This is a genomic window from Phytohabitans maris (assembly GCF_031085175.1).
Taxonomy (GTDB): Bacteria; Actinomycetota; Actinomycetes; order Mycobacteriales; family Micromonosporaceae; genus Phytohabitans; species Phytohabitans maris.
Genome location: NZ_JAVHUY010000005.1, coordinates 76,642 through 95,732, shown reverse-complemented (window position 1 = coordinate 95,732; position 19,091 = coordinate 76,642). Strand labels below are relative to the sequence as shown.

General features: G+C 71.1%; 14 protein-coding genes and 1 pseudogene. 5 read left to right on the top strand and 10 right to left on the bottom strand.

Translation table 11 applies throughout. The features are described 5' to 3' along the window. Nucleotides 1-21: 21 nt before the first annotated feature. The 10 genes and pseudogenes from tpiA to rsgA form a co-directional block, all read right to left on the bottom strand. Nucleotides 22-816 (bottom strand): triose-phosphate isomerase, encoded by a 795-nt coding sequence (gene tpiA / locus RB614_RS06765; protein WP_308711499.1) that lies wholly within the window; start codon nt 814-816, stop codon nt 22-24. Further along, a complete protein-coding gene (locus RB614_RS06760; protein ID WP_308711498.1) occupies nt 816-2,003 on the bottom strand; it encodes a phosphoglycerate kinase in 1,188 nt (395 codons plus the stop codon). Before RB614_RS06760 ends, tpiA begins: the two co-directional genes overlap by 1 nt. After that, nucleotides 2,003-3,007: a type I glyceraldehyde-3-phosphate dehydrogenase gene (gene gap, locus RB614_RS06755; protein WP_308711497.1), complete on the bottom strand. Its 1,005-nt coding sequence runs from the start codon at nt 3,005-3,007 to the stop codon at nt 2,003-2,005. The genes RB614_RS06760 and gap overlap by 1 nt, the downstream gene beginning before the upstream one ends. A gap of 233 nt (nt 3,008-3,240) precedes the next feature. Further along, the gene (gene whiA, locus RB614_RS06750) at nt 3,241-4,221 is read right to left on the bottom strand and encodes a DNA-binding protein WhiA (protein WP_308711496.1); all 981 of its coding nucleotides are present in this window, start codon (nt 4,219-4,221) and stop codon (nt 3,241-3,243) included. 43 nt (nt 4,222-4,264) lie between these two features. After that, a complete protein-coding gene (locus tag RB614_RS06745; RefSeq protein ID WP_308711495.1) occupies nt 4,265-5,269 on the bottom strand; it encodes a gluconeogenesis factor YvcK family protein in 1,005 nt (334 codons plus the stop codon). Then, nucleotides 5,266-6,156, bottom strand: a complete 891-nt coding sequence (gene rapZ / locus RB614_RS06740; protein ID WP_308711494.1) for an RNase adapter RapZ — start codon at nt 6,154-6,156, stop codon at nt 5,266-5,268. Before rapZ ends, RB614_RS06745 begins: the two co-directional genes overlap by 4 nt. A 603-nt stretch (nt 6,157-6,759) precedes the next feature. Continuing rightward, nucleotides 6,760-8,760, bottom strand: coding sequence for an excinuclease ABC subunit UvrC (uvrC, locus tag RB614_RS06735; RefSeq protein ID WP_308711493.1), 2,001 nt, complete (start codon nt 8,758-8,760; stop codon nt 6,760-6,762). A gap of 60 nt (nt 8,761-8,820) precedes the next feature. Continuing rightward, nucleotides 8,821-9,312 (bottom strand): Rieske (2Fe-2S) protein, encoded by a 492-nt coding sequence (locus tag RB614_RS06730; protein WP_308711492.1) that lies wholly within the window; start codon nt 9,310-9,312, stop codon nt 8,821-8,823. A gap of 1,064 nt (nt 9,313-10,376) precedes the next feature. Then, nucleotides 10,377-13,328: pseudogene (gene uvrA, locus RB614_RS06725) on the bottom strand (excinuclease ABC subunit UvrA); the annotation flags it as partial. A gap of 101 nt (nt 13,329-13,429) precedes the next feature. After that, complete coding sequence (gene rsgA / locus RB614_RS06720; RefSeq protein ID WP_308711491.1) at nt 13,430-14,479, bottom strand: ribosome small subunit-dependent GTPase A; 1,050 nt, start codon at nt 14,477-14,479, stop codon at nt 13,430-13,432. A 167-nt stretch (nt 14,480-14,646) separates the two neighbouring features. Here rsgA and RB614_RS06715 point away from each other — a divergent pair, with 167 nt between their 5' ends. From RB614_RS06715 to RB614_RS06695, 5 genes are all read left to right on the top strand, one after another. After that, nucleotides 14,647-15,369, top strand: a complete 723-nt coding sequence (locus RB614_RS06715; RefSeq protein ID WP_308711490.1) for a maleylpyruvate isomerase family mycothiol-dependent enzyme — start codon at nt 14,647-14,649, stop codon at nt 15,367-15,369. A 5-nt stretch (nt 15,370-15,374) separates the two neighbouring features. Beyond that, complete coding sequence (locus RB614_RS06710) at nt 15,375-16,028, top strand: MBL fold metallo-hydrolase (RefSeq protein ID WP_308711489.1); 654 nt, start codon at nt 15,375-15,377, stop codon at nt 16,026-16,028. 18 nt (nt 16,029-16,046) lie between these two features. Then, entirely contained in the window at nt 16,047-17,948 is a 1,902-nt protein-coding gene (locus tag RB614_RS06705) for a 5'-methylthioadenosine/S-adenosylhomocysteine nucleosidase family protein (protein WP_308711488.1), read from the top strand. A gap of 40 nt (nt 17,949-17,988) precedes the next feature. Continuing rightward, complete coding sequence (locus RB614_RS06700; RefSeq protein WP_308711487.1) at nt 17,989-18,384, top strand: helix-turn-helix domain-containing protein; 396 nt, start codon at nt 17,989-17,991, stop codon at nt 18,382-18,384. Between the two features lie 263 nt (nt 18,385-18,647). Beyond that, on the top strand, nt 18,648-19,031 hold the full coding sequence (locus RB614_RS06695; RefSeq protein ID WP_308711486.1) for a DUF4180 domain-containing protein: 384 nt from the start codon (nt 18,648-18,650) through the stop codon (nt 19,029-19,031). Nucleotides 19,032-19,091 lie beyond the last annotated feature (60 nt).

Genomic DNA, 19,091 nt, shown 5'->3' with positions numbered 1-19,091 from the left:
GGAGCTTTGATCACAGAAGCGTCAGCGCTGGATGTGCTCCGGAAAGCGGCAGATCTGCACGAACTCCTCGGCGTCGATGCTCGCCCCGCCAACCAGGGCGCCGTCGACGTCGGGCTGGGCCATGATGCTGGCGACGTTGGCCGCCTTGACCGAGCCGCCGTACAGCACGCGCACGACCTCGGCCGTCGACGCCCCGAACTTCTCGCCGATCCGCGCGCGGATGGCTCCGCACACCTCCTGGGCGTCCTCGGGCGTGGCGGTCTTGCCGGTGCCGATCGCCCACACCGGCTCGTACGCCACCACGACCTTCTCCACCTGGGCCGGGGTGAGCTTGTCGAGGCCGGCGTCGAGCTGGGCGATCACGTACGCCACGTGCTCGCCGGCCTCGCGGATCTCCAGCCCCTCACCGATGCACATGATCGGCGCGAGGTCGTTGGCCAGCGCGGCCTTGACCTTCGTGTTGACCAGCGCGTCGTCCTCCTGGTGGTACTCCCGGCGCTCCGAGTGCCCCACCACCACGTACTGGCAGCCGAGCTTGGCCAGCATCGGCCCGGAGATGTCGCCGGTGTAGGCGCCCTTCGGGTGCGGCGAGAGGTCCTGCGCGCCGTACCCGAGCAGGAGCTTGTCGCCGTCGACCAGCGTCTGCACCGTACGGATGTCGGTGAACGGCGGCAGCACCACCGCCTCGACGTCGGTGAGCTGCTGCTCGTTGAGGCTCGCGGCCAGCTTCTGCACGAGCAGGTTGGCCTCGAGGTGGTTGAGGTTCATCTTCCAGTTGCCGGCCATCAGCGGCCGGCGCGACGCCTTCGCTGCCATCACTGCTCCAACGCGGCGACACCGGGGAGGGTCTTGCCCTCCAGGTACTCCAGCGAGGCGCCCCCGCCGGTCGAGATGTGCCCGAACGCCGCCTCGTGGAGGCCGAGCGTGCGCACGGCCGCCGCCGAGTCGCCGCCGCCGACCACGGTGAAGCCGTCGACCTTGGTGATCGCCTCGGCTACGCCCCGGGTGCCGGCCGCGAACGGCGCGAGCTCGAAGACGCCCATCGGGCCGTTCCAGAACACGGTCTTGGCCGGGGCGAGCGCCTCGGCGAAGAGCGCGGTGCTGGCCGGGCCGATGTCGAGGCCGAGCCGGTCGGCCGGGATCGCCCCGGCGTCGACCACGTCGTGCTCGGCGTCGGCCGCGAACGCGGTCGCCGCCACCACGTCGACCGGGAGCACGATCCGGCCGGCGGCGCGGTCGAGCAGGTCGCGGCAGGTGTCGACCATGTCCTCTTCGAGCAGCGACTTGCCGACCTCGTGCCCCTGTGCCTTGAGGAACGTGAAGCACATGCCGCCGCCGACGAGCAGCTTGTCGACCTTGGGCAGCAGCGCCTCGATCACCGCGAGCTTGTCGGAGACCTTGGAGCCGCCGAGCACCACCACGTACGGCCGCTCGGGCTGCCCGGTGAGCTTGCTCAGCACCTCCAGCTCGCGCAGCACCAGCCCACCCGCGAAGTGCGGGAGTCGGGCCGGCACGTCGTACACGCTGGCGTGCTTGCGGTGGACGGCGCCGAACGCGTCGTCGACGTACGCCTCGGCGAGCGCGGCCAGCTCGTCCGCGAACGCGCCGCGCGCGGCGTCGTCCTTGCTGGTCTCACCCGGGTTGAAGCGCAGGTTTTCGAGCAGTGCCACGTCGCCCGAGGCCAGGCTCGCGGTCACCACCTTGGCCGCCTCGCCGACCGTGTCGGTCGCGAACGCGATCGGCCGGTCGAGCAGCTCACCCAGGCGCTGGGCGACCGGTTCGAGCGAGTACTTCGGGTCGGGCGCGCCCTTGGGCCGGCCCAGGTGGGAGACGACGACGACCCGGGCGCCCGCCTCGCTGAGCGCACGCACCGTGGGCAGCACCGCGCGGATGCGCCCGTCGTCCGTGATGGTCTTGCCGTCCAGAGGGACGTTGAGGTCGGCGCGCACGAGCACGCGGCGACCCTCGACTCCCTCGGCGAGGAGGTCGTCCAGCGTTTTCATCAGAGCGACGAACCCACGAGCTTGACCAGGTCGACGAGGCGGTTGGAGTAGCCCCACTCGTTGTCGTACCAGCCGACGACCTTGACCTGGTCGCCGATCACCTTGGTGAGGCCCGAGTCGAAGATGCAGGAGGCCGGGTCGGTCACGATGTCGGTCGAGACGATGTCGTCCTCGGTGTACGTGAGGATGCCCTTGAGCGGGCCCTCGGCGGCCGCCTTGAGCAGGCCGTTGACCTCCTCGACCGAGGTCTCCCGGCCAGCGGTGAAGGTCAGGTCGGTGGCCGAGCCGGTCGGGATCGGCACGCGCAGCGCGAACCCGTCGAGCTTGCCCTTGAGCTCCGGCAGCACCAGGCCGATCGCCTTGGCGGCACCGGTCGAGGTGGGCACGATGTTGAGCGCGGCGGCGCGGGCCCGGCGCAGGTCCTTGTGCGGGCCGTCCTGCAGGTTCTGGTCCTGCGTGTACGCGTGGATGGTGGTCATCAGGCCGCGCTCGATCGTGAGCCCGTCGTGCAGCACCTTGGCCATCGGGGCGAGGCAGTTGGTGGTGCAGGACGCGTTGGAGATGACGGTGTGCTTGGCCGGGTCGTACGAGTCGTGGTTGACGCCCATCACGACCGTCACGTCCTCGTTCTTCGCCGGGGCGGAGATGACGACCTTCTTGGCGCCGGCGTCGACGTGCGCCTTGGCCTTGGTCGCGTCGGTGAAGAAGCCGGTCGACTCGATCACCACGTCGGCGCCGAGGTCGGCCCAGGGCAGCTTGGCCGGGTCGCGCTCGGCCAGCGCCTTGAAGGTCTTGCCGTTGACGGTGATCTCGTCGCCGGTGGCCTTGACCTCGTACGGCAGGCGGCCCAGGATGCTGTCGTACTTCAGCAGGTGGGCGAGCGTCGCGTTGTCGGTGAGGTCGTTGGCGCCGACGAGCTCGATGTCGGCACCGGACGCGAGCACCGCCCGGAAGAAGTTGCGGCCGATCCGGCCGAAGCCGTTAATGCCAACGCGGATGGTCACGGTCCATCTCCTCGTTTGTGACTTGTGTGTTTTATCGGCCTCGTCGCCGCCTCGACAGTAGCCGAGGCACTGTCTGGGATTTGGCCCGGGGTGACCGGCTTCGGGTGGTCAGGCTTGATCCCTGGGCCGGTCACCCCGGGCCAAATCCTGACCTGGTCAGCCTGCCTGCGGACGCCTCCCCGCCCAGCGCCGTTACGCCCAGCGGATGGTTACCCGGTTCGCGGCTCTCGTGATTATCCGACGAGCATTTCGGGTGTGACGGCGGCCTCAGTGTCGGGGATTCCGAGGTCTCTCGCGCGCTTGTCGGCCAATGCGAGGAGCCGGCGGATTCGTCCCGCGATGGCGTCCTTTGTCAGTGGCGGGTCCGCCAAGGCGCCGAGCTCTTCCAGTGAGGCTTGGCGGTGTTCCAGGCGCAGTTGGCCGGCGCTCGTCAGGTGGTTGGGGGCGTCGTCGGCGAGGATCTCCAGGGCGCGGGTCACCCTGGCCGCCGCGGCGACCGCCGCCCGCGCGCTGCGGCGCAGGTTGGCGTCGTCGAAGTTGGCCAGGCGGTTGGCGGTCGCGCGGACCTCGCGGCGCACCCGGCGCTCCTCCCACGAGAGCACGCTGGAGTGCGCGCCGATGCGGGTGAGCAGCGCGGCGATCGCGTCGCCGTCCTTGACCACGACCCGGTCGACGCCGCGGACCTCGCGCTGCTTGGCGCTGACGCCGATCCGCCGCGCGGCGCCGACCAGCGCGAGCGCCGACTCCGGCCCGGGGCTGGTGATCTCCAGCGCGCACGAGCGGCCCGGCTCGGTCAGCGAGCCGTGCGCCATGAACGCCCCTCGCCACGCCGACACCGCGCAGCACACGCCGGCCGAGACCACGTGCGGCGGGAGGCCGCGCACCGGCCGGCCGCGCACGTCGAGCAGGCCGGTCTGGCGGGCCAGCGCCTCGCCGTCCTTGACCACGCGGACGATGTAGTGGCTGCCCTTGCGCAGCCCGCCCGAAGCCAGAACGTGTATCTCGCTCGGATAGCCGTACACCTCGGCCACCTCGCGCCGCAGCCGCCGGGCGACCGCGCCGGTGTCCAGCTCGGCCTCCACGACGACGCGGCCGGAGACGATGTGCAAGCCGCCGGCGAACCGGAGCAGCGCGGCCATCTCCGATCGGCGGCAGCACGGCTTCGGCACGTCGACCCGGCTCAGCTCGTCCTTGACCGCCGCGGTCATAGCCATCTCGTCGTCATCTCCTGGACAGTTGCGGGTGCTTCAGTTGTGACTAACGACCGGCGCCCAAGACAGGCACCAGTGCGGCGCCGAGCGCCGCCGGATCGTGCCGCGCGCTGCCGTCGGACATCGCCACCGGGGCGAGGGTGAGCCGCGCACCCAGCGATTCTGCCGCATGCCGGACGGGTTCGGGGTCGCCTACGGCCTTCTCGTCCGCGACGACCGTGTCGACTTTCAGCTCCGGCAGGTACCAGCGCAGGGCCGCCAGATGGCCGGCGACCGAGAGCCCCAGCGTCTCCTTCTCCTCCGCCAGGTTGAGGGTGACCAGGCGGCGGGCGGGGCTGGCGACGATCGCGGCGGCCAGCTCGGGCATGAGCAGGTGCGGGATCACGCTCGTGTACCAGCTGCCCGGCCCGAAGATCAACCAGTCGGCCGCCGCGATGGCCGCGACCGCCTGGGGGCAGGCCGCCGCCCGCGGTGGCGTCAACCGCACCGACAGCACGCGCCCCCGGGTCACCGCGACCGCGTGCTGCCCGCGGACGGTCAGCACGTCGTCGGGTACCGCCGGGTCGGCGCCCTGCACCTCGGCCTCGATCCCGAGCGGCTCGCACGACATCGGCAGCACCCGCCCGGCCGCGCCCACCATCGCGGCGGCGTGGTCGAGGGCGGCCACCGGGTCGCCGAGCAGCTCCATCAGGCCGAGCAGCACCAGGTTGCCCACGGTGTGGCCGGTCAGCGGCCCGGGCGGCCGGAACCGGTGCTGGAAGAGGTCGGCGGTGGCCACGCTCGTGCCGGGCATCTGTTTCCCGGGCGTGGCGAGCGCGGCCAGGGCCTGGCGCAGGTCACCGGGGGGCAGCGCACCCCGCTCGGCCCGCAGCCGCCCGCTGGAGCCGCCGTCGTCACCCACCGTCACCACGGCGGTGATGTCCAGGTCGAGCTCGGCCTGGCACAGGCGCAGCGCCCGCAGCGAGGCGGCAAGCCCGTGCCCGCCACCGAACGCCACGACCCGCTGCGGCGGGCCGGCGGCACCGCCCGCTGAGGTTTCGCGCTCGCTCACTCGCGCCCCAGGTCACGGTGCGACGCGTGGGCGGAGATGCGCGACTGTCTCAGCCGATCGGCCAGTTCCTCGGCGATTGCCACACTGCGGTGCTTTCCACCGGTACACCCGACGGCCACGGTGAGGTAGCGCTTGCCCTCCCGCTCGAAGCCGGGCGCGGTGGCCCCGATCAGGCTGGCGTACGTCGCGACGAACTCCCCGGCGCCCGGCTGCCCCAGCACGTAGCCGCTGACCTCCTCCTCCTGCCCGTTGTGCTCGCGCAGCTCGGGCACCCAGTACGGGTTGGGGAGGAAACGCGCGTCCAGCACGAAGTCGGCGTCCTGCGGCAGCCCGTACTTGAAGCCGAACGAGAGCACCGTCACCCGCAGCCGCCGCGCGTCTTCGCCGCCGAAGAGCTCCTCCACCCGCCGCCGCAGCTGGTTGACGTTGAGGTGGCTGGTGTCGATGATCACGTCGGCATGGTCACGCGCCTCTTCGAGCAGCTTGCGCTCGGCCGCGATCCCGTCCGCGAGCCGCCCGTCACCCTGCAGCGGATGCGAACGCCGCACGCTCTCGAACCGCCGGATCAGCACCTCGTCGTCCGCGTCGACGAACACCACCCGCGGGTGGAAGCCCCGCTCCTTGAGCGCCCTGATCGCACCCACCAGGTCCGTCGAGAACGCGCGGCTGCGCACGTCGAGCACCATCGCGGTGTGCCGGGCGGCGCCGCCGGCCTTTTGCGCCAGCTCGGCCATGTCGAGCATGAGAGCCTGCGGCAGGTTGTCGACCACGTAGAAGCCGACGTTTTCCAGCGCCCGGGCCACGGTGCTGCGCCCGCCGCCGGAGACGCCGGTCACCACCACAAGCTCGGTGTCGTCGTCGGGCGGCGCGCTGGAGTCGTCGTGCACCAGAGAATCCTAGGCGCTCCGCGCACCGAACGCCCCGCCGGCACGGCCGCCTCCACCCCACCGGTTGGTCACCCTCCGCCGCACGCCCGCCTCCACCTCGGACAGGAGGATCCTCGAAAAGACAGAATTCCGAGCTACCGCGACGCCCGCGGTGGTCTGGACCGTCGCTCCCGCGGCCTCACCGTTCGCGTCTGGTCACGGTCGCGCGACTTACGCTGCGCCGTAAGCGTCCGGGCCCGCGGCCCTGGGGCCCGGACGGTGTCGGTGATCGCGGAGCCAGCCTGCCGTCCGCTGGGTGAGTGGGCATTGTCGGGGACAAACCCCCACCGAAGTCCCGGGGTGTCGAGGTGGCGCGCGGGACCGACCCGGCTGTGACGGATGCGCGCGGGAGGCTATCGCGCCGCACGCACAGACGGGGCAGCTCGATAGCTCCGCGGTGAGACCTCTGGCGTCGCGGGCCGCGCGAAGGGGTGACCGCGACCACGCGCGGAGGGTGGGGCCGCGGGAACGCACCCCAAGAAAACGCTCCGCTGCGCTCCACGTTTCCCCGGGGACCCCGCGCAACGGTCCGGACCACGACGGCCATCGCGGTAGCTCGAATCTCTATTTAGGAATCGACTCCCCGGAGGCGGCGCTCCGCTCCGCCTCCGGGGAGGGGCCAGCGGCGGCCGGCGGGTCGGCCAGCGCTTCGACGATCGCCTCGGCGGTGCGGCGGCCGATGCCCGGCACTTCGGTGATCTCGTCGGCGCTCGCCGCGCTCAGCCGCTTGAGCGAGCCGAAGTGGCGCAGCAGCGCCTTGCGCCGCACCTCGCCGAGTCCGGGGATCGAGTCCAAACTGGACACCGTCATCCGCTTTGACCGGCGCTCGCGGTGGAACGTGATCGCGAACCGGTGGGCCTCGTCGCGCAGGCGCTGCAACATATACAGCCCCTCCGAGGCGCGCGGAAGGATCACAGGAAAGTCGCCTGAGCCATCGGAGGCGGACGGCAGCCACACCTCCTCCAGCCGCTTGGCCAGGCCGCAGAGTGCCACGTCGTCGATGCCCAGGTCGGCCAGGACCGTGGCCGCGGCGTTGACCTGGGGCTGGCCGCCGTCGACGACGACGAGCTGCGGCGGGTACGCGAACTTGCGCGGCCGCCCGGTCGTCGGGTCGATGCCCGGCCGCTCCGGGTCTTCGGCCTCCTCGGCGTCGAGCTCGCCCATCGACGCGCGGGCCTCCAGGTATCGGGCGAACCTGCGCCGCAGCACCTCCGACAAGGCGGAGAGGTCGTCGGTGGCACCGCGCACCGCGAACCGCCGGTATTCGCTCTTGCGGGGCAGCCCGTCCTCGAAGACCACCATGCTCGCCACCACGTCGGTGCCCTGGATCTGCGAGACGTCGTAGCACTCGATCCGCAGCGGCGCGGTGGCCATCCCCAGTGCCTCGGCGATCTCCTCAAGCGCCTTGCTGCGGGTGGTGAGGTCGCCCGAGCGGCGCAGCTTGTGGCGGGTGAGCGCCTCGGCGGCGTTGCGCGCGACGGTCTCCAGCAGCGCCTTCTTGTCGCCGCGCTGCGGCACCCGCAACTGCACCCGGCTCCCCCGGTGCTGGCTCAGCCAGTCGGCGAGCGCGTCGGCGTCCGGCGGCAGCGCGGGCACGAGCAGCTCGCGGGGGACGTCGCTCTCGCCCTGCTCCCCGCCGTACACCTGGCTGCAGAAGTGATGCACCAGGTCGCCGGTGGTCAGGTCTTCGACCTTTTCCACCACCCAGCCGCGCTGGCCGCGCACCCGCCCGCCGCGCACGTGGAAGACCTGGACCGCGGCCTCGAGCGGATCTTCGGCGAACGCCACCACGTCCGCGTCCGTCCCGTCGCCGAAGACCACGGCCTGCTTTTCCAGCGCCCGCCGCAGCGCCACGACGTCGTCGCGCAGGCGGGCGGCGAGCTCGAACTCCAGCCGCTCCGAGGCGGCCATCATCTCCCGCTCCAGCCGCTTGACCATCGTCTCGGTGCGGCCCGCCATGAAGTCGCAGAACTCCTCGACGATCGCCCGGTGCTCCACCGCACTGACCCGCCCGACGCAGGGCGCCGAGCACTTGCCGATGTCGCCGAGCAGGCAGGGCCGGCCGATCTGGCCGGCCCGCTTGAAAACCCCGGAAGAACAGGTGCGCGCCGGGAAGACGCGCAGCAGAAGGTCGAGCGTCTCGCGGATCGCCCAGGCATGCGAGTACGGCCCGAAGTAGCGCACGCCCTTGCGCTTGGCCCCCCGCATGACCTGGAGCCTCGGGTACTCCTCGTCGAGCGTCACGGCAAGGTACGGGTACGACTTGTCGTCGCGGTACTTCACGTTGAAGCGCGGGTCGTACTCCTTGATCCAGGAATACTCCAGCTGGAGCGCCTCGACCTCGCTGCCCACCGTGACCCAGTCGACAGAGGACGCGGTGGTGACCATCTGCTGGGTGCGCTGGTGCAGGTGCCACAGGTCGCCGAAGTACGAATTCAGCCGGCTGCGCAGGCTCTTGGCCTTGCCGACGTAGATGACCCGCCCGCTCGCGTCACGAAAGCGATAGACCCCTGGCGCGTCCGGGATGGTGCCGGGCGCCGGACGATAGGTAGAGGGGTCTGCCACTCGAAAAGACTAGCCCGCGCCCCTGTCAATTCCGCGAGGCGCGGGCCGGCCGGCGTGGTGTCACGCGAGCGTGATGTTGTCCCCGTCGACCTTGATCTGCTTCTCGGCCAGCGGTTTGGTGGCCGGGCCACCCTTCACCGAGCCATCCGCGATCGAAAACTTACTGCCGTGGCAGCTGCAGTTGATCGTCCCGCCCTCGACGGCCGTCACCGGGCACCCCTGGTGGGTACATTGCGAATCGAAGCACTTGAACTCGCCCTCGGTCGGCTGCGTCACCACGACGCTGGACGCCGCGATGATCGTCCCGCCTCCGACCGGCACCTTGCTGGTCTGGGTCAGCGCACCGCCGCCCGAGTCGCCGCCTTGGTCACCGGCGCCCGCGGAGGGGTCGCTCCCGCCGTTCGACTGGGTGCCGCCGGAGGAAGAGGTGTCCTCGTCGGGGTCGGTGCCGCACGCGGCCAGTACCGCGGTCGTGCCGACGGCTCCCGCACCCACCAGCAGCGCCCGGCGGGTGGTCACCCCCGACTGCGTCACCGGCTGTTCCTCGCTCATGCCTCACCCTTCCTGTCCTCGGCCCGCGGTCGGGTCGACCGCGGCCACGACAGTACACACGAGTGCCTCGCCGCTGCGGTTCACCTCGGACGTCGCGTCACCGCCTCGCCGAGCCGAGCGAACCCGAGTCATCCCTGGTCAGAGGCGACTCCAGCGAGTCGTCAAAAGCTCAACATCCCGACCGTCCAGACCGCACGAAACCCACGCCCGTCGATCCAGCGTTCCCTCTCCCGGCATTCGCCACCGCCCGACACCTCGCGACACCGCGATGCACGGACAGTAACCGTCCGTAGCCACCCCGCGCCGCGGAGGGCCCTTCTCGCCTCGTTGATCAAGAGGATCTATTCCAAGACTTGGGCTACCGCGATGTCCGTCGCGGTCCGGACCGTTGCGCGGGGCCCCGGGAACGTGGAGCGTTTTCTTGGGCGCGTTTCCGCGGCCTCACCCTCCACGGTCGGCACTCCCGCCCCGATCCGCAGCGGTCCGGGTTCGACATCGGGACGCGGAATCAGATCGTGGTATCCAGGTGCCCCCAGCGGGGCACTGAAATACCACGATCACCAGCCGAAGCCGGGTTCGGGCCGCGGCAGGGGCGCCTATGATCGTTCGCCCGTTCTCCGCGTGACGCGCCGGGAAAGACGCGGGTTTTGGGCGAACGATCACTGGGAGCGGCTCGCAACGGGCGATGTCCCGGACATTGCCCATTCACCCCGTTGGCAGCAGTCGCTCCCCTTCGAGGCCGCCCGGCCTCTGCGACCGCGCGCGCCGGCCGCTGCCGCGCGGGACCGGCCGGCGGGGGTCATCAAGCGCGGAGGGTGAGGCCGCGGGAACGGTAGCCCATCCCTTGAAATGGATCCTCTAGGGTGTGCCCGTGCAGTTGGAGATCGACTCACGCGGATACGCCCTAGATCAACGGGGCGAGATGCGGTGGCTCAGCCGCGCGACTTGGCGGGGGTCCGCCGCGCCTTCGCCGGCGCGGTCTTCACCGGCTCCTTCGCCGCGCTCGCCGCCTTGGTGGCCTTCGCCGCCTTCGTGGTCTTCGCCGGAGCGGCCGCCTTCGGCTCGGCGGCGGCCTTTGTGGACGTGGCCGCTGGCGCCCGCTTCGTGGTCGCCCGGCCGGTGCCGTTGGCCTTCGCCGCCCGGGATGTCGCCGCCGCCGCGCCGGTGGCCGCGCCGTCGAGCTTCAGCACGTGCCGCAGGAACTGGCCGGTCGCGCTCTCCGCCACCTCGGCGATCTCCTCGGGAGTGCCGGTGGCCACCACCGTGCCGCCCTTGTGGCCACCGTCGGGACCCATCTCGATCAGCCAGTCGGCGGTCTTGATGACGTCGAGGTTGTGCTCGATCACGATGACCGTGTTGCCCTTGTCGACCAGGCTCTCCAGCACCCGCAGCAGCTTGCGGATGTCTTCGAAGTGGAGGCCGGTGGTCGGCTCATCCAGCACGTACACCGTGCGGCCGGTCGAGCGCTTTTGCAGCTCGGAGGCGAGCTTGACGCGCTGCGCCTCACCACCGGAGAGGGTGGGTGCCGGCTGGCCCAGGCGCACGTACCCCAAACCGACGTCGACCAGCGTCTTGAGGTGGCGGTGGATCGCCGGGATCGCCTCGAAGAAGGTGGACGCCTCCTCGATCGGCATCTCCAGCACCTCGGAGATCGTCCGCCCCTTGTAGTGCACCTCGAGCGTCTCGCGGTTGTACCGGGCGCCCTTGCAGACCTCGCACGGCACGTACACGTCCGGGAGGAAGTTCATCTCGATCTTGATGGTGCCGTCGCCCGCGCAGTTTTCGCAGCGGCCGCCCTTCACGTTGAACGAGAACCGCCCCGGCCCGTACCCCCGGACCTTGGCCTCGGTCGTCTCCGCGAAGAGCTTGCGGACGTGGTCGAAGACCCCCGTGTACGTGGCCGGGTTTGACCGCGGGGTGCGGCCGATTGGCGACTGGTCGACGCCCACCACCTTGTCGACGTCGTCGATGCCGGTGATCCGGGTGTGCCGCCCCGGCACCATGCGGGCACCGTTGATCTGGTTGGCCAGCACCGCGTACAGGATGTCGTTGACCAACGTCGACTTGCCCGACCCGGAGACCCCGGTGACCGCGATGAACTGCCCCAGCGGAAACGACACCGTCAGGTTTTTCAGGTTGTGCTCGCGCGCGCCCTGCACCACGAGCTCGCGCCCGGGGATCTGCATGCGCCGCAGGCCCGGCGTGGGGATCTCGCGGCGGCCGGAGAGGTAGGCCCCGGTCATCGACTCCTTGTTTTTCAGCAGCCCGTCGACCGAGCCGCTGTGCACGATGTGGCCACCGTGCTCGCCCGCGCCCGGGCCGATGTCGACCACCCAGTCGGCGGTGCGGATCGTGTCTTCGTCATGCTCGACGACGATCAGCGTATTGCCGAGGTTTTTGAGGCGGACCAGCGTTTCGATGAGCCGGTGGTTGTCGCGCTGGTGGAGGCCGATCGAGGGCTCGTCCAGCACGTACAGCACGCCGACCAGTCCGGAGCCGATCTGCGTGGCGAGCCGGATGCGCTGCGCCTCACCACCGGAGAGCGTGCCCGCCGGCCGGTCGAGCGACAGGTAGTCGAGCCCCACGTCGACCAGGAAGCGCAGCCGAGCGTTGATCTCCTTGAGCACCCGCTCGGCGATCATCTTCTGCCGGTCGTTGAGCGTCATCGCGCCCAGCAGGTCGGCGCACTCCCCCACCGACAGGCCGCAGACCTCGGCGATGCTCCGCCCGTCGATCGTGACCGCCAGCACCTCGGGCTTGAGCCGCGCGCCGCCGCAGGTCGGGCAGGGCACGTCCCGCATGTACCCCTCGTACTTGTCGCGGGACCAGTCGGACTCGGTGTCGGAGTGCCGCCGCTCGATCCACTGCACCACGCCCTCGAAGCCGGTGTAGTAGGAGCGCTCCCGCCCGTACTTGTTGCGGTAGCGGACGTGCACCTGGTCTTCGGAGCCGTGCAGGATCGTCTTCTGTGCCCGGGACGGCAGCGCCCGCCACGGCGTGTCGATGTCGAAGTGCTCCTGGTCGCCGAGCGCCTCGAGCAGCCGCAGGAAGTACTCCAGCGTGGTGCCGCCGGACCACGGCTGGATCGCCCCCTCGCGCAGCGTGCGCTCCGGGTCGGGCACGACGAGCTCGGGGTCGACCTCTTTCTTGGTGCCGAGACCGGTGCAGTCGGGGCAGGCGCCGTAGGGCGAGTTGAAGGAGAAGGAGCGCGGCTCCATCGCCTCGAACGACAGGTCGTCGTAAGGGCAGGCGAGATGCTCGGAGAACGTCCGCTCGCGGTGCTCGTCGTCTTCCGGCAGGTCGACGAAGTCGAGCAGCACCACGCCGGCCGCCAGCCGCAGCGCGGTCTCCACCGAGTCGGTGAGCCGCTGCTTGGCGCTGGCCTTGACGGTGAGGCGGTCGACGACCACCTCGATCGTGTGCTTCTCCTGCTTTTTCAGCTTGGGCGGCTCGGTCAGCGGGTAGACCACGCCGTCGATGCGGACCCGCGCGTACCCCTTCGACTGGAGCTCGGCGAACAGGTCGACATACTCCCCCTTGCGCCCCCGCACGACCGGCGCGAGCACCTGGAAGCGGGTGCCCTCGTCCATCGCGAGCACCCGGTCGACGATCTGCTGCGGGGTCTGGCGGGAGATCGGGCGGCCGCACTTGGGGCAGTGTGGCTCACCGACCCGGGCGAAGAGGAGCCGCAGGTAGTCGTAGACCTCGGTGATCGTGCCGACGGTGGAACGCGGGTTGCGCGAGGTCGACTTCTGGTCGATCGAGACCGCCGGGCTCAGCCCCTCGATGAAGTCGACGTCGGGCTTGTCCATCTGGCCGAGGAACTGCCGCGCGTACGACGACAGCGACTCCACGTATCGCCGCTGCCCCTCCGCGAAGATCGTGTCGAACGCGAGGCTGGACTTACCCGAGCCGGAGAGCCCGGTGAAGACGATCATGGCGTCGCGAGGCAGGTCGAGGTTGACGTCGCGCAGGTTGTGCTCGCGCGCGCCTCGAATGATCAAACGATCCGCCACTCTTGCCCCCGGGGAGATACGTCCAGACTGCCGCAACGACTCTAGACCCCCGGTATGACACTTTCCCGCGCCGCCGCATTCCCCCAGCTCAACGACCCTCTTTAGGGACGGCTGCGGCCGCGGGCCTCCTTGTGGATCCGCTTCCACATCGCCCGCTGCTCGGCCTGCAGCCGCACGTCCTTGCGCCGCGTCTCGTACGCGATCTCGCGCTGCAGCCGCTGCCAGCTCTCGTACCGGCGCGGTGTGAGGTCTCCGGCCTCCAACGCCGCGCGCACCGCGCAGCCCGGCTCCTCCTCGTGCCGGCAGTCCGCGAACCGGCAGGTCGCGGCGAGGTCGGCCACGTCCGCGAAGGCCCGCTCCAACCCTTCCTCCGCGTCCAGGAGGCCGACCGCCCGGATGCCCGGCGTGTCCAGGACGGCCCCGCCGTCCGGAATCGGGATCAACGCCCGGTACGTGGTCGTGTGCCGCCCCTTGCCGTCCGCCCGCCGGATCGCCTGGGTGCCCATCACGACCGCGCCGGCGAGCGCGTTGACCAGCGTCGACTTGCCCGCGCCGGAGGGCCCGAGCAGCGCCAGCGTGCGCCCCCACGCCACGTGCGGCGCGAGCGCCGCCAGCCCGTCGCCGCGCTGCGCGCTGACCGCCAGGACCTCCGCACCGGGCGCGACCTGGGCGATCTCCGCGGCGACCGCGCCCGGGTCGGCCGCGAGGTCACATTTCGTGAGTACGACCAGGGGCTGCGCGCCGGACTCCCAGGCGAGCGCCAGCAGCCGTTCGATGCGCCCCACGTCGGGCTCGGGGTGCATCGGCTCGACCACGGCGGCCGCATCGACGTTGGCGGCGAGCACCTGGCCCACCGAGTCCTTGTCCGAGGTGCGGCGCACGATCGCGGTCCGCCGCGGCAGCACCGCCTCGACCGTGATCCGTTCGTCGGGCCAGGTCCGCACCGCCACCCAGTCGCCCGCGCAGGGCAGCCTGACCGGGTCGGCGGCGGCCGCCGACAGGATGGCGCCGGCGAGGCTGGCGCGTACGGTGCCGTCGGCGCAGAGCACCGTGCAGACCCCGCGGTCCACGCGGGTGACCCGGCCGGGCCGGGCGTCGTCGGGCAGGCGGTGGCTGGCGTCCCAGCCGAGGGACGCGAGGTCGAACGTCATCGGTATGACCCTTTGTGAAGAGAGACTCAGAAACTCGCGCGGCTTGAGGCGAGGACGGTCATGACTCCCCACCTCCTCTCCTCGGGCTCGTTCGTCGTGACGCGTCTGCCCCAGACCGTAAGGGCCAAAGCCGGTGGGGCGAAAGCCATTTCTGTAGGGTCAGGAGTGTGACGGCTGACCCGCTCGTACTCCTGCCCGAGCTCGACCGCGCCACCGACCGCCTGCTCCGCACGGCGGAGGCCCTGGACGACGCCGCCGTCGCCGGCCCGTCCCTGCTGCCCGGCTGGACCCGCGGCCACGTGCTCACCCACCTGGCCCGCAACGCCGACTCGTACCGCAACCTGCTCACCTGGGCCCGCACCGGCGTGCGCACGCCGGGATACCCGAGCGCCGAGGCCCGCGAGGCCGGCATCGTGGAGGGCGCCGGGCGCCCGCTGGCCGAGCAGTTGGAAGACCTGCGGACGGCCTCCACGCGGCTGGCCGAGTCGGCCGCCGAGCTGCCCGCGGACGCCTGGGGCGCCATCGTCGAACGCACCGGAGGGCGCAAGGCCCCGGCGGCCACCTGCGTCTGGGGCAGGCTGCGCGAGGTCGAGGTGCACCACGTCGACCTGGACGCGGGCTACCGGCCGGACGACTGGCCGGAAGCCTTCAGCCAGCACCTGCTCCGCGAGGTGGTCAGCGACCTCGACGACGGCACCGGCGTCACCCCGCTGATCCTCCGCCCGACCGAGCTCGAGCACGACCTCACGATCGGCCAGACGGAGCGGGACACGCCAGTGGTGGCCGGCCCCGCGTTCGAGCTGGCCGCCTGGCTGGCCGGCCGATCGTCCGGTGTGGACCTCAACGCCACACCCGAAGGCCCCCTGCCCACACCACCCGCCTGGATCTGATACCCATGCCGTACACCGGAGACGTCACCCCCGGCGGCCCGCCCGACGTCCGCAGGCTGGGCGCGCTGACCATCACCAAGCTGTCGGTCGGCCCGATGGACAACAACGCGTACCTGTTGCGCTGCAATGCGACCGGCGCGCTCCTGCTGGTCGACGCCGCCAACGAGGCCCCCCGCCTGCTAAAGCTGCTCGGCGACGATCAGCTGTCCACTGTGGTCACCACCCACCGCCACATGGACCACTGGGTGGCCCTGGAGGCCGTGACAGCGGCGACCGGCGCCAGGTCGGTGGCGCACGAGGCCGACGCGGGCGAGCTCCCGGTCACCTCCGACACCGTCCACGATGGAGACACCATCATGGTGGGCGACTGCCCGCTGGAGGTCATCCACCTGGTCGGCCACACGCCCGGGTCGATCGCCCTGCACTACGGCGACCCGGCCGGCATCCACCACCTCTTCACCGGCGACAGCCTCTTTCCCGGCGGCGTCGGAAACACCAGAGGCAACAAGGAAAACTTCGAATCCCTGATCGGCGACGTCGAGCGCAAGCTCTTCGACCGCCTCCCGGACGACACCTGGTTCTACCCCGGCCACGGCAACGACTCGACCCTCGGCGCCGAGCGCCCGCAGCTCCCGGAGTGGCACGCCAGGGGTTGGTAGTAGGGCACCATGTGTGTCGTGTCGGACTCCCCCGCCCCGCACGACCCTTCTCGTCCACTCGACCTGCAAACCTGCCGTGAGGCGGCGAGGTCAGTCCGCGCCTCGCCGTACTGGCGGCAGGTCCGCGGCGTGGTACGACCGCGCGAGGTCTCGATCCACCGGTCCCGCCCACCTCTCGCCCTCCTGCTGTACGCGGCGGCTCGCGACGGGCGGCTGGTGTGGCGTTCGGCCGACGAGTTCGCCGTGCTGGAGCCACCGATCGCGCGGATGCGGGACTGGGCCGGCAGTGACGCCGGCCGCACCTGGCTCGCCAGGCTGGACCGGTGGTGGGAGCAAGTCGTGCTCGCCGGAGCGCCGCTGATCCTCGTGCTGCTCGCCGTGCCGGTCGCCGTTGTGCCGGTGGTCGGCCTGGTGGGCGCTGGGCTGCTGATCCTCCTAGCTGTAGCCGTGATCGCGGCACAGCTAACCGTAGGGCTTCTCCACCAGGTGCTCCACTTCCGCGCCTCGCCGGGTGACAGCGGACGTGGCTTCCACTGGACTGTGACGTTGTGCCATGTAGCTGAACCTTCACATCTGGATCGGCTGCTCCGGGCCGCCCTCGACCGGTCGAAGGAGCTGGCCGCCGCGCATGTGCGGCCAGATATCGCCGACGGTACCCACGTCGTGATGTGTCCGGAGCGGTGCATTACGACGGCGGCGGCCCGCGAGGCAACGGCGACCGCGCCATCGGTGGTGCGGGCGGACCCGGACCGCTCCGGTGTCCTGGTCGTCCGCGACGGCAACGACTTCCAGCCGCCAGAGCCCGGAGCGCAGCGCCCGATCAGTATCATTCCGCTTCTCCTGGCAGTTGTGGCGATGTCCATCGCGGCGAATGCCCTGATCGTCGCGGACGCCGAAAAGGCCGCATGCCGCTCAGCGCAGGATTGTGCCGAACGGCCCGCGAACTGGCTCGATGCCGCGTCCTGGCTGCTGAGCCGCATGGTCTTCCAAAACCGCGACCTGGCCGCCGCCACCTCGCTCGCGCAGTGGCTCGGCCATCTCATGCCGGCACTCGGCATCGTGCTCGTGCTCTGTCTCGGCGTCGCGGGCCGGCAGCGGGCAAGCTACATCCGAAAACGGCGTGAGCTGCGGTATCGGCATCTGCGCGACACCTTCGCGGGTTCGGTGCGGGTGCTCGTGCTGGTGGTACTCGACATCGAGCGGGAGGCGGTCATCCAGGCGGTGGCCGAGGCCGGCGGATCCGGCGCACAACCCGACACCGCAGGCGGCCACGCGATCTTCCGGCTCGGGCGCATCGAGCAGGTCGAGGTCGTCCTCGCCCAGGCCACCCAGGGCACGGTCACCCCGGCGGCCATGATGCTCACCGCGAACCGGCTGATCGAGCGGCTTCGGCCGGACTACGTCGTCCTCGCCGGCATCTGCTTCGGACTCTGGTCGCGCGAGCTGGACGGCGGCGACCAGCAGCTCGGTGACGTGGTCGTCTCCGAGTACGTCCAGAACGTGGACCACCGGCGGGTCACCACCGAGCACGGCGTCGAGCGAATCCTCTGGCGGGGCGAGCGGGTGCAGGCCACCGGGACGCTCCTGGCCGCGTTCCGCGCGGCGACACACGGATGGGACGGACCCCGCGTGCACGTGGGCACGGTGCTGTCGGCGAACGTCCTCGCCGACAGCGCGCCCTTCCGTGCCCGCCTGCGGCGCGAGTTTCCCGAGGCGTCGGCCGGCGAGATGGAGCTGACCGGCGTGTACGCGGCAGCGGCCGACCAGCGCTGTGCCTGGATCATGGCGAAGGGCATCTCGGACTGGGGCGCGGGCGGCCTCACCGACGACACGAGGCGAGCCGCCGCCACGGCCGCGGCCGCCTTCACCGTCCGCGCGCTCACCTACGGCGCCCTCCCGGCCGCCAACCGCGACAGGTGACCACGGTAGCCATACTCCATGTTGATCCTGTTTTCCGCAGGTGAGTCTCGGCCGCCGCAACCGCGTCTATCTCAACCGGGCCGCCCTGCGCCTGCTGGACGACTTCGAGCGCGACCTGCTCTCGGCCGGCGACGGCATGCCCGGCCGTCTCCGCACTTCGGCGCGGGCGAAGACCGCGATCCCGCCGGCCGTGCTCCCGTCGGTCGAGCACGCGCTGCTGGAGTCCTTCCCCCTCGGCTCCGACCCACCCACGGCGGGCGCGCTCGCTGCGATCTCCGGCTACCGTCCCGATCAGGTGCGTCCCGTCCTCGACCGGCTCGTGGGCGAAGGACTTGTGGAGAGAGCCGACCAGCACGGGTGGACCCTGACCCCAAAGGGACACCGCCTTCGGACGATGCTGCGGAGCAACGAAGACCTCCGGGGCGCCGGCGGCTGAGGGCTGGGTCAGCCGAGGTCGAGGGCGAGCACGAGTGCACCGTCGACTCAGTGGCAGGCCAGCGCCGGGTGGTGGACCGGGATCGAGCGAAGCGCGCGCCCGTCGCCGGGTCCCACAAGCGTACGGTGCTGTCGTGGCGGTCGAGGGGGGCCGAGTTCCAGAAGCTGCAGGCCCCGCTCTGCCTGACCCACCACCCGAAGAGTCCGCTCACTCCGGAGGAAATCATCGAGCGGGCGCGGGCCTGACGCTCTACGATCCGGCCTATGACGGTCGAAGAGATCCACGGCGTGCGCGTGCTCACCGTCCCCGGGCAGGGGCCGGCCATCCGGGGCGGCGCCGATGCGCTGGATCTCATCGCCGCCTCGTTCGAGGAGCAGGCCGAGTTCGTCGTCATCCCGGTCGAGCGGCTCGACCCCGCGTTCTTCACGCTCAGCAACGGCCTGGCCGGCGAGTTCCTGCAGAAGCTGGTCAACTACCGGCTCCGGGTGGCGATCGTCGGCGACGTCTCCGCGCACGTCGAGGGGAGCAACGCCCTGCGTGACTTCGTCCGGGAGAGCAACCGCCGCAAGCAGAACTGGTTCCTGGCCAGCCGCGACGAGCTTCGGGAGCGGCTCGCCAGCGAGGTGGCGGTCAGCCCCGAAGCCTGACGCCAGGCCTGACCGGTCGGCTGCGCCGCGGCTCAGGAGCCTCGACGATCCATTCAGGAC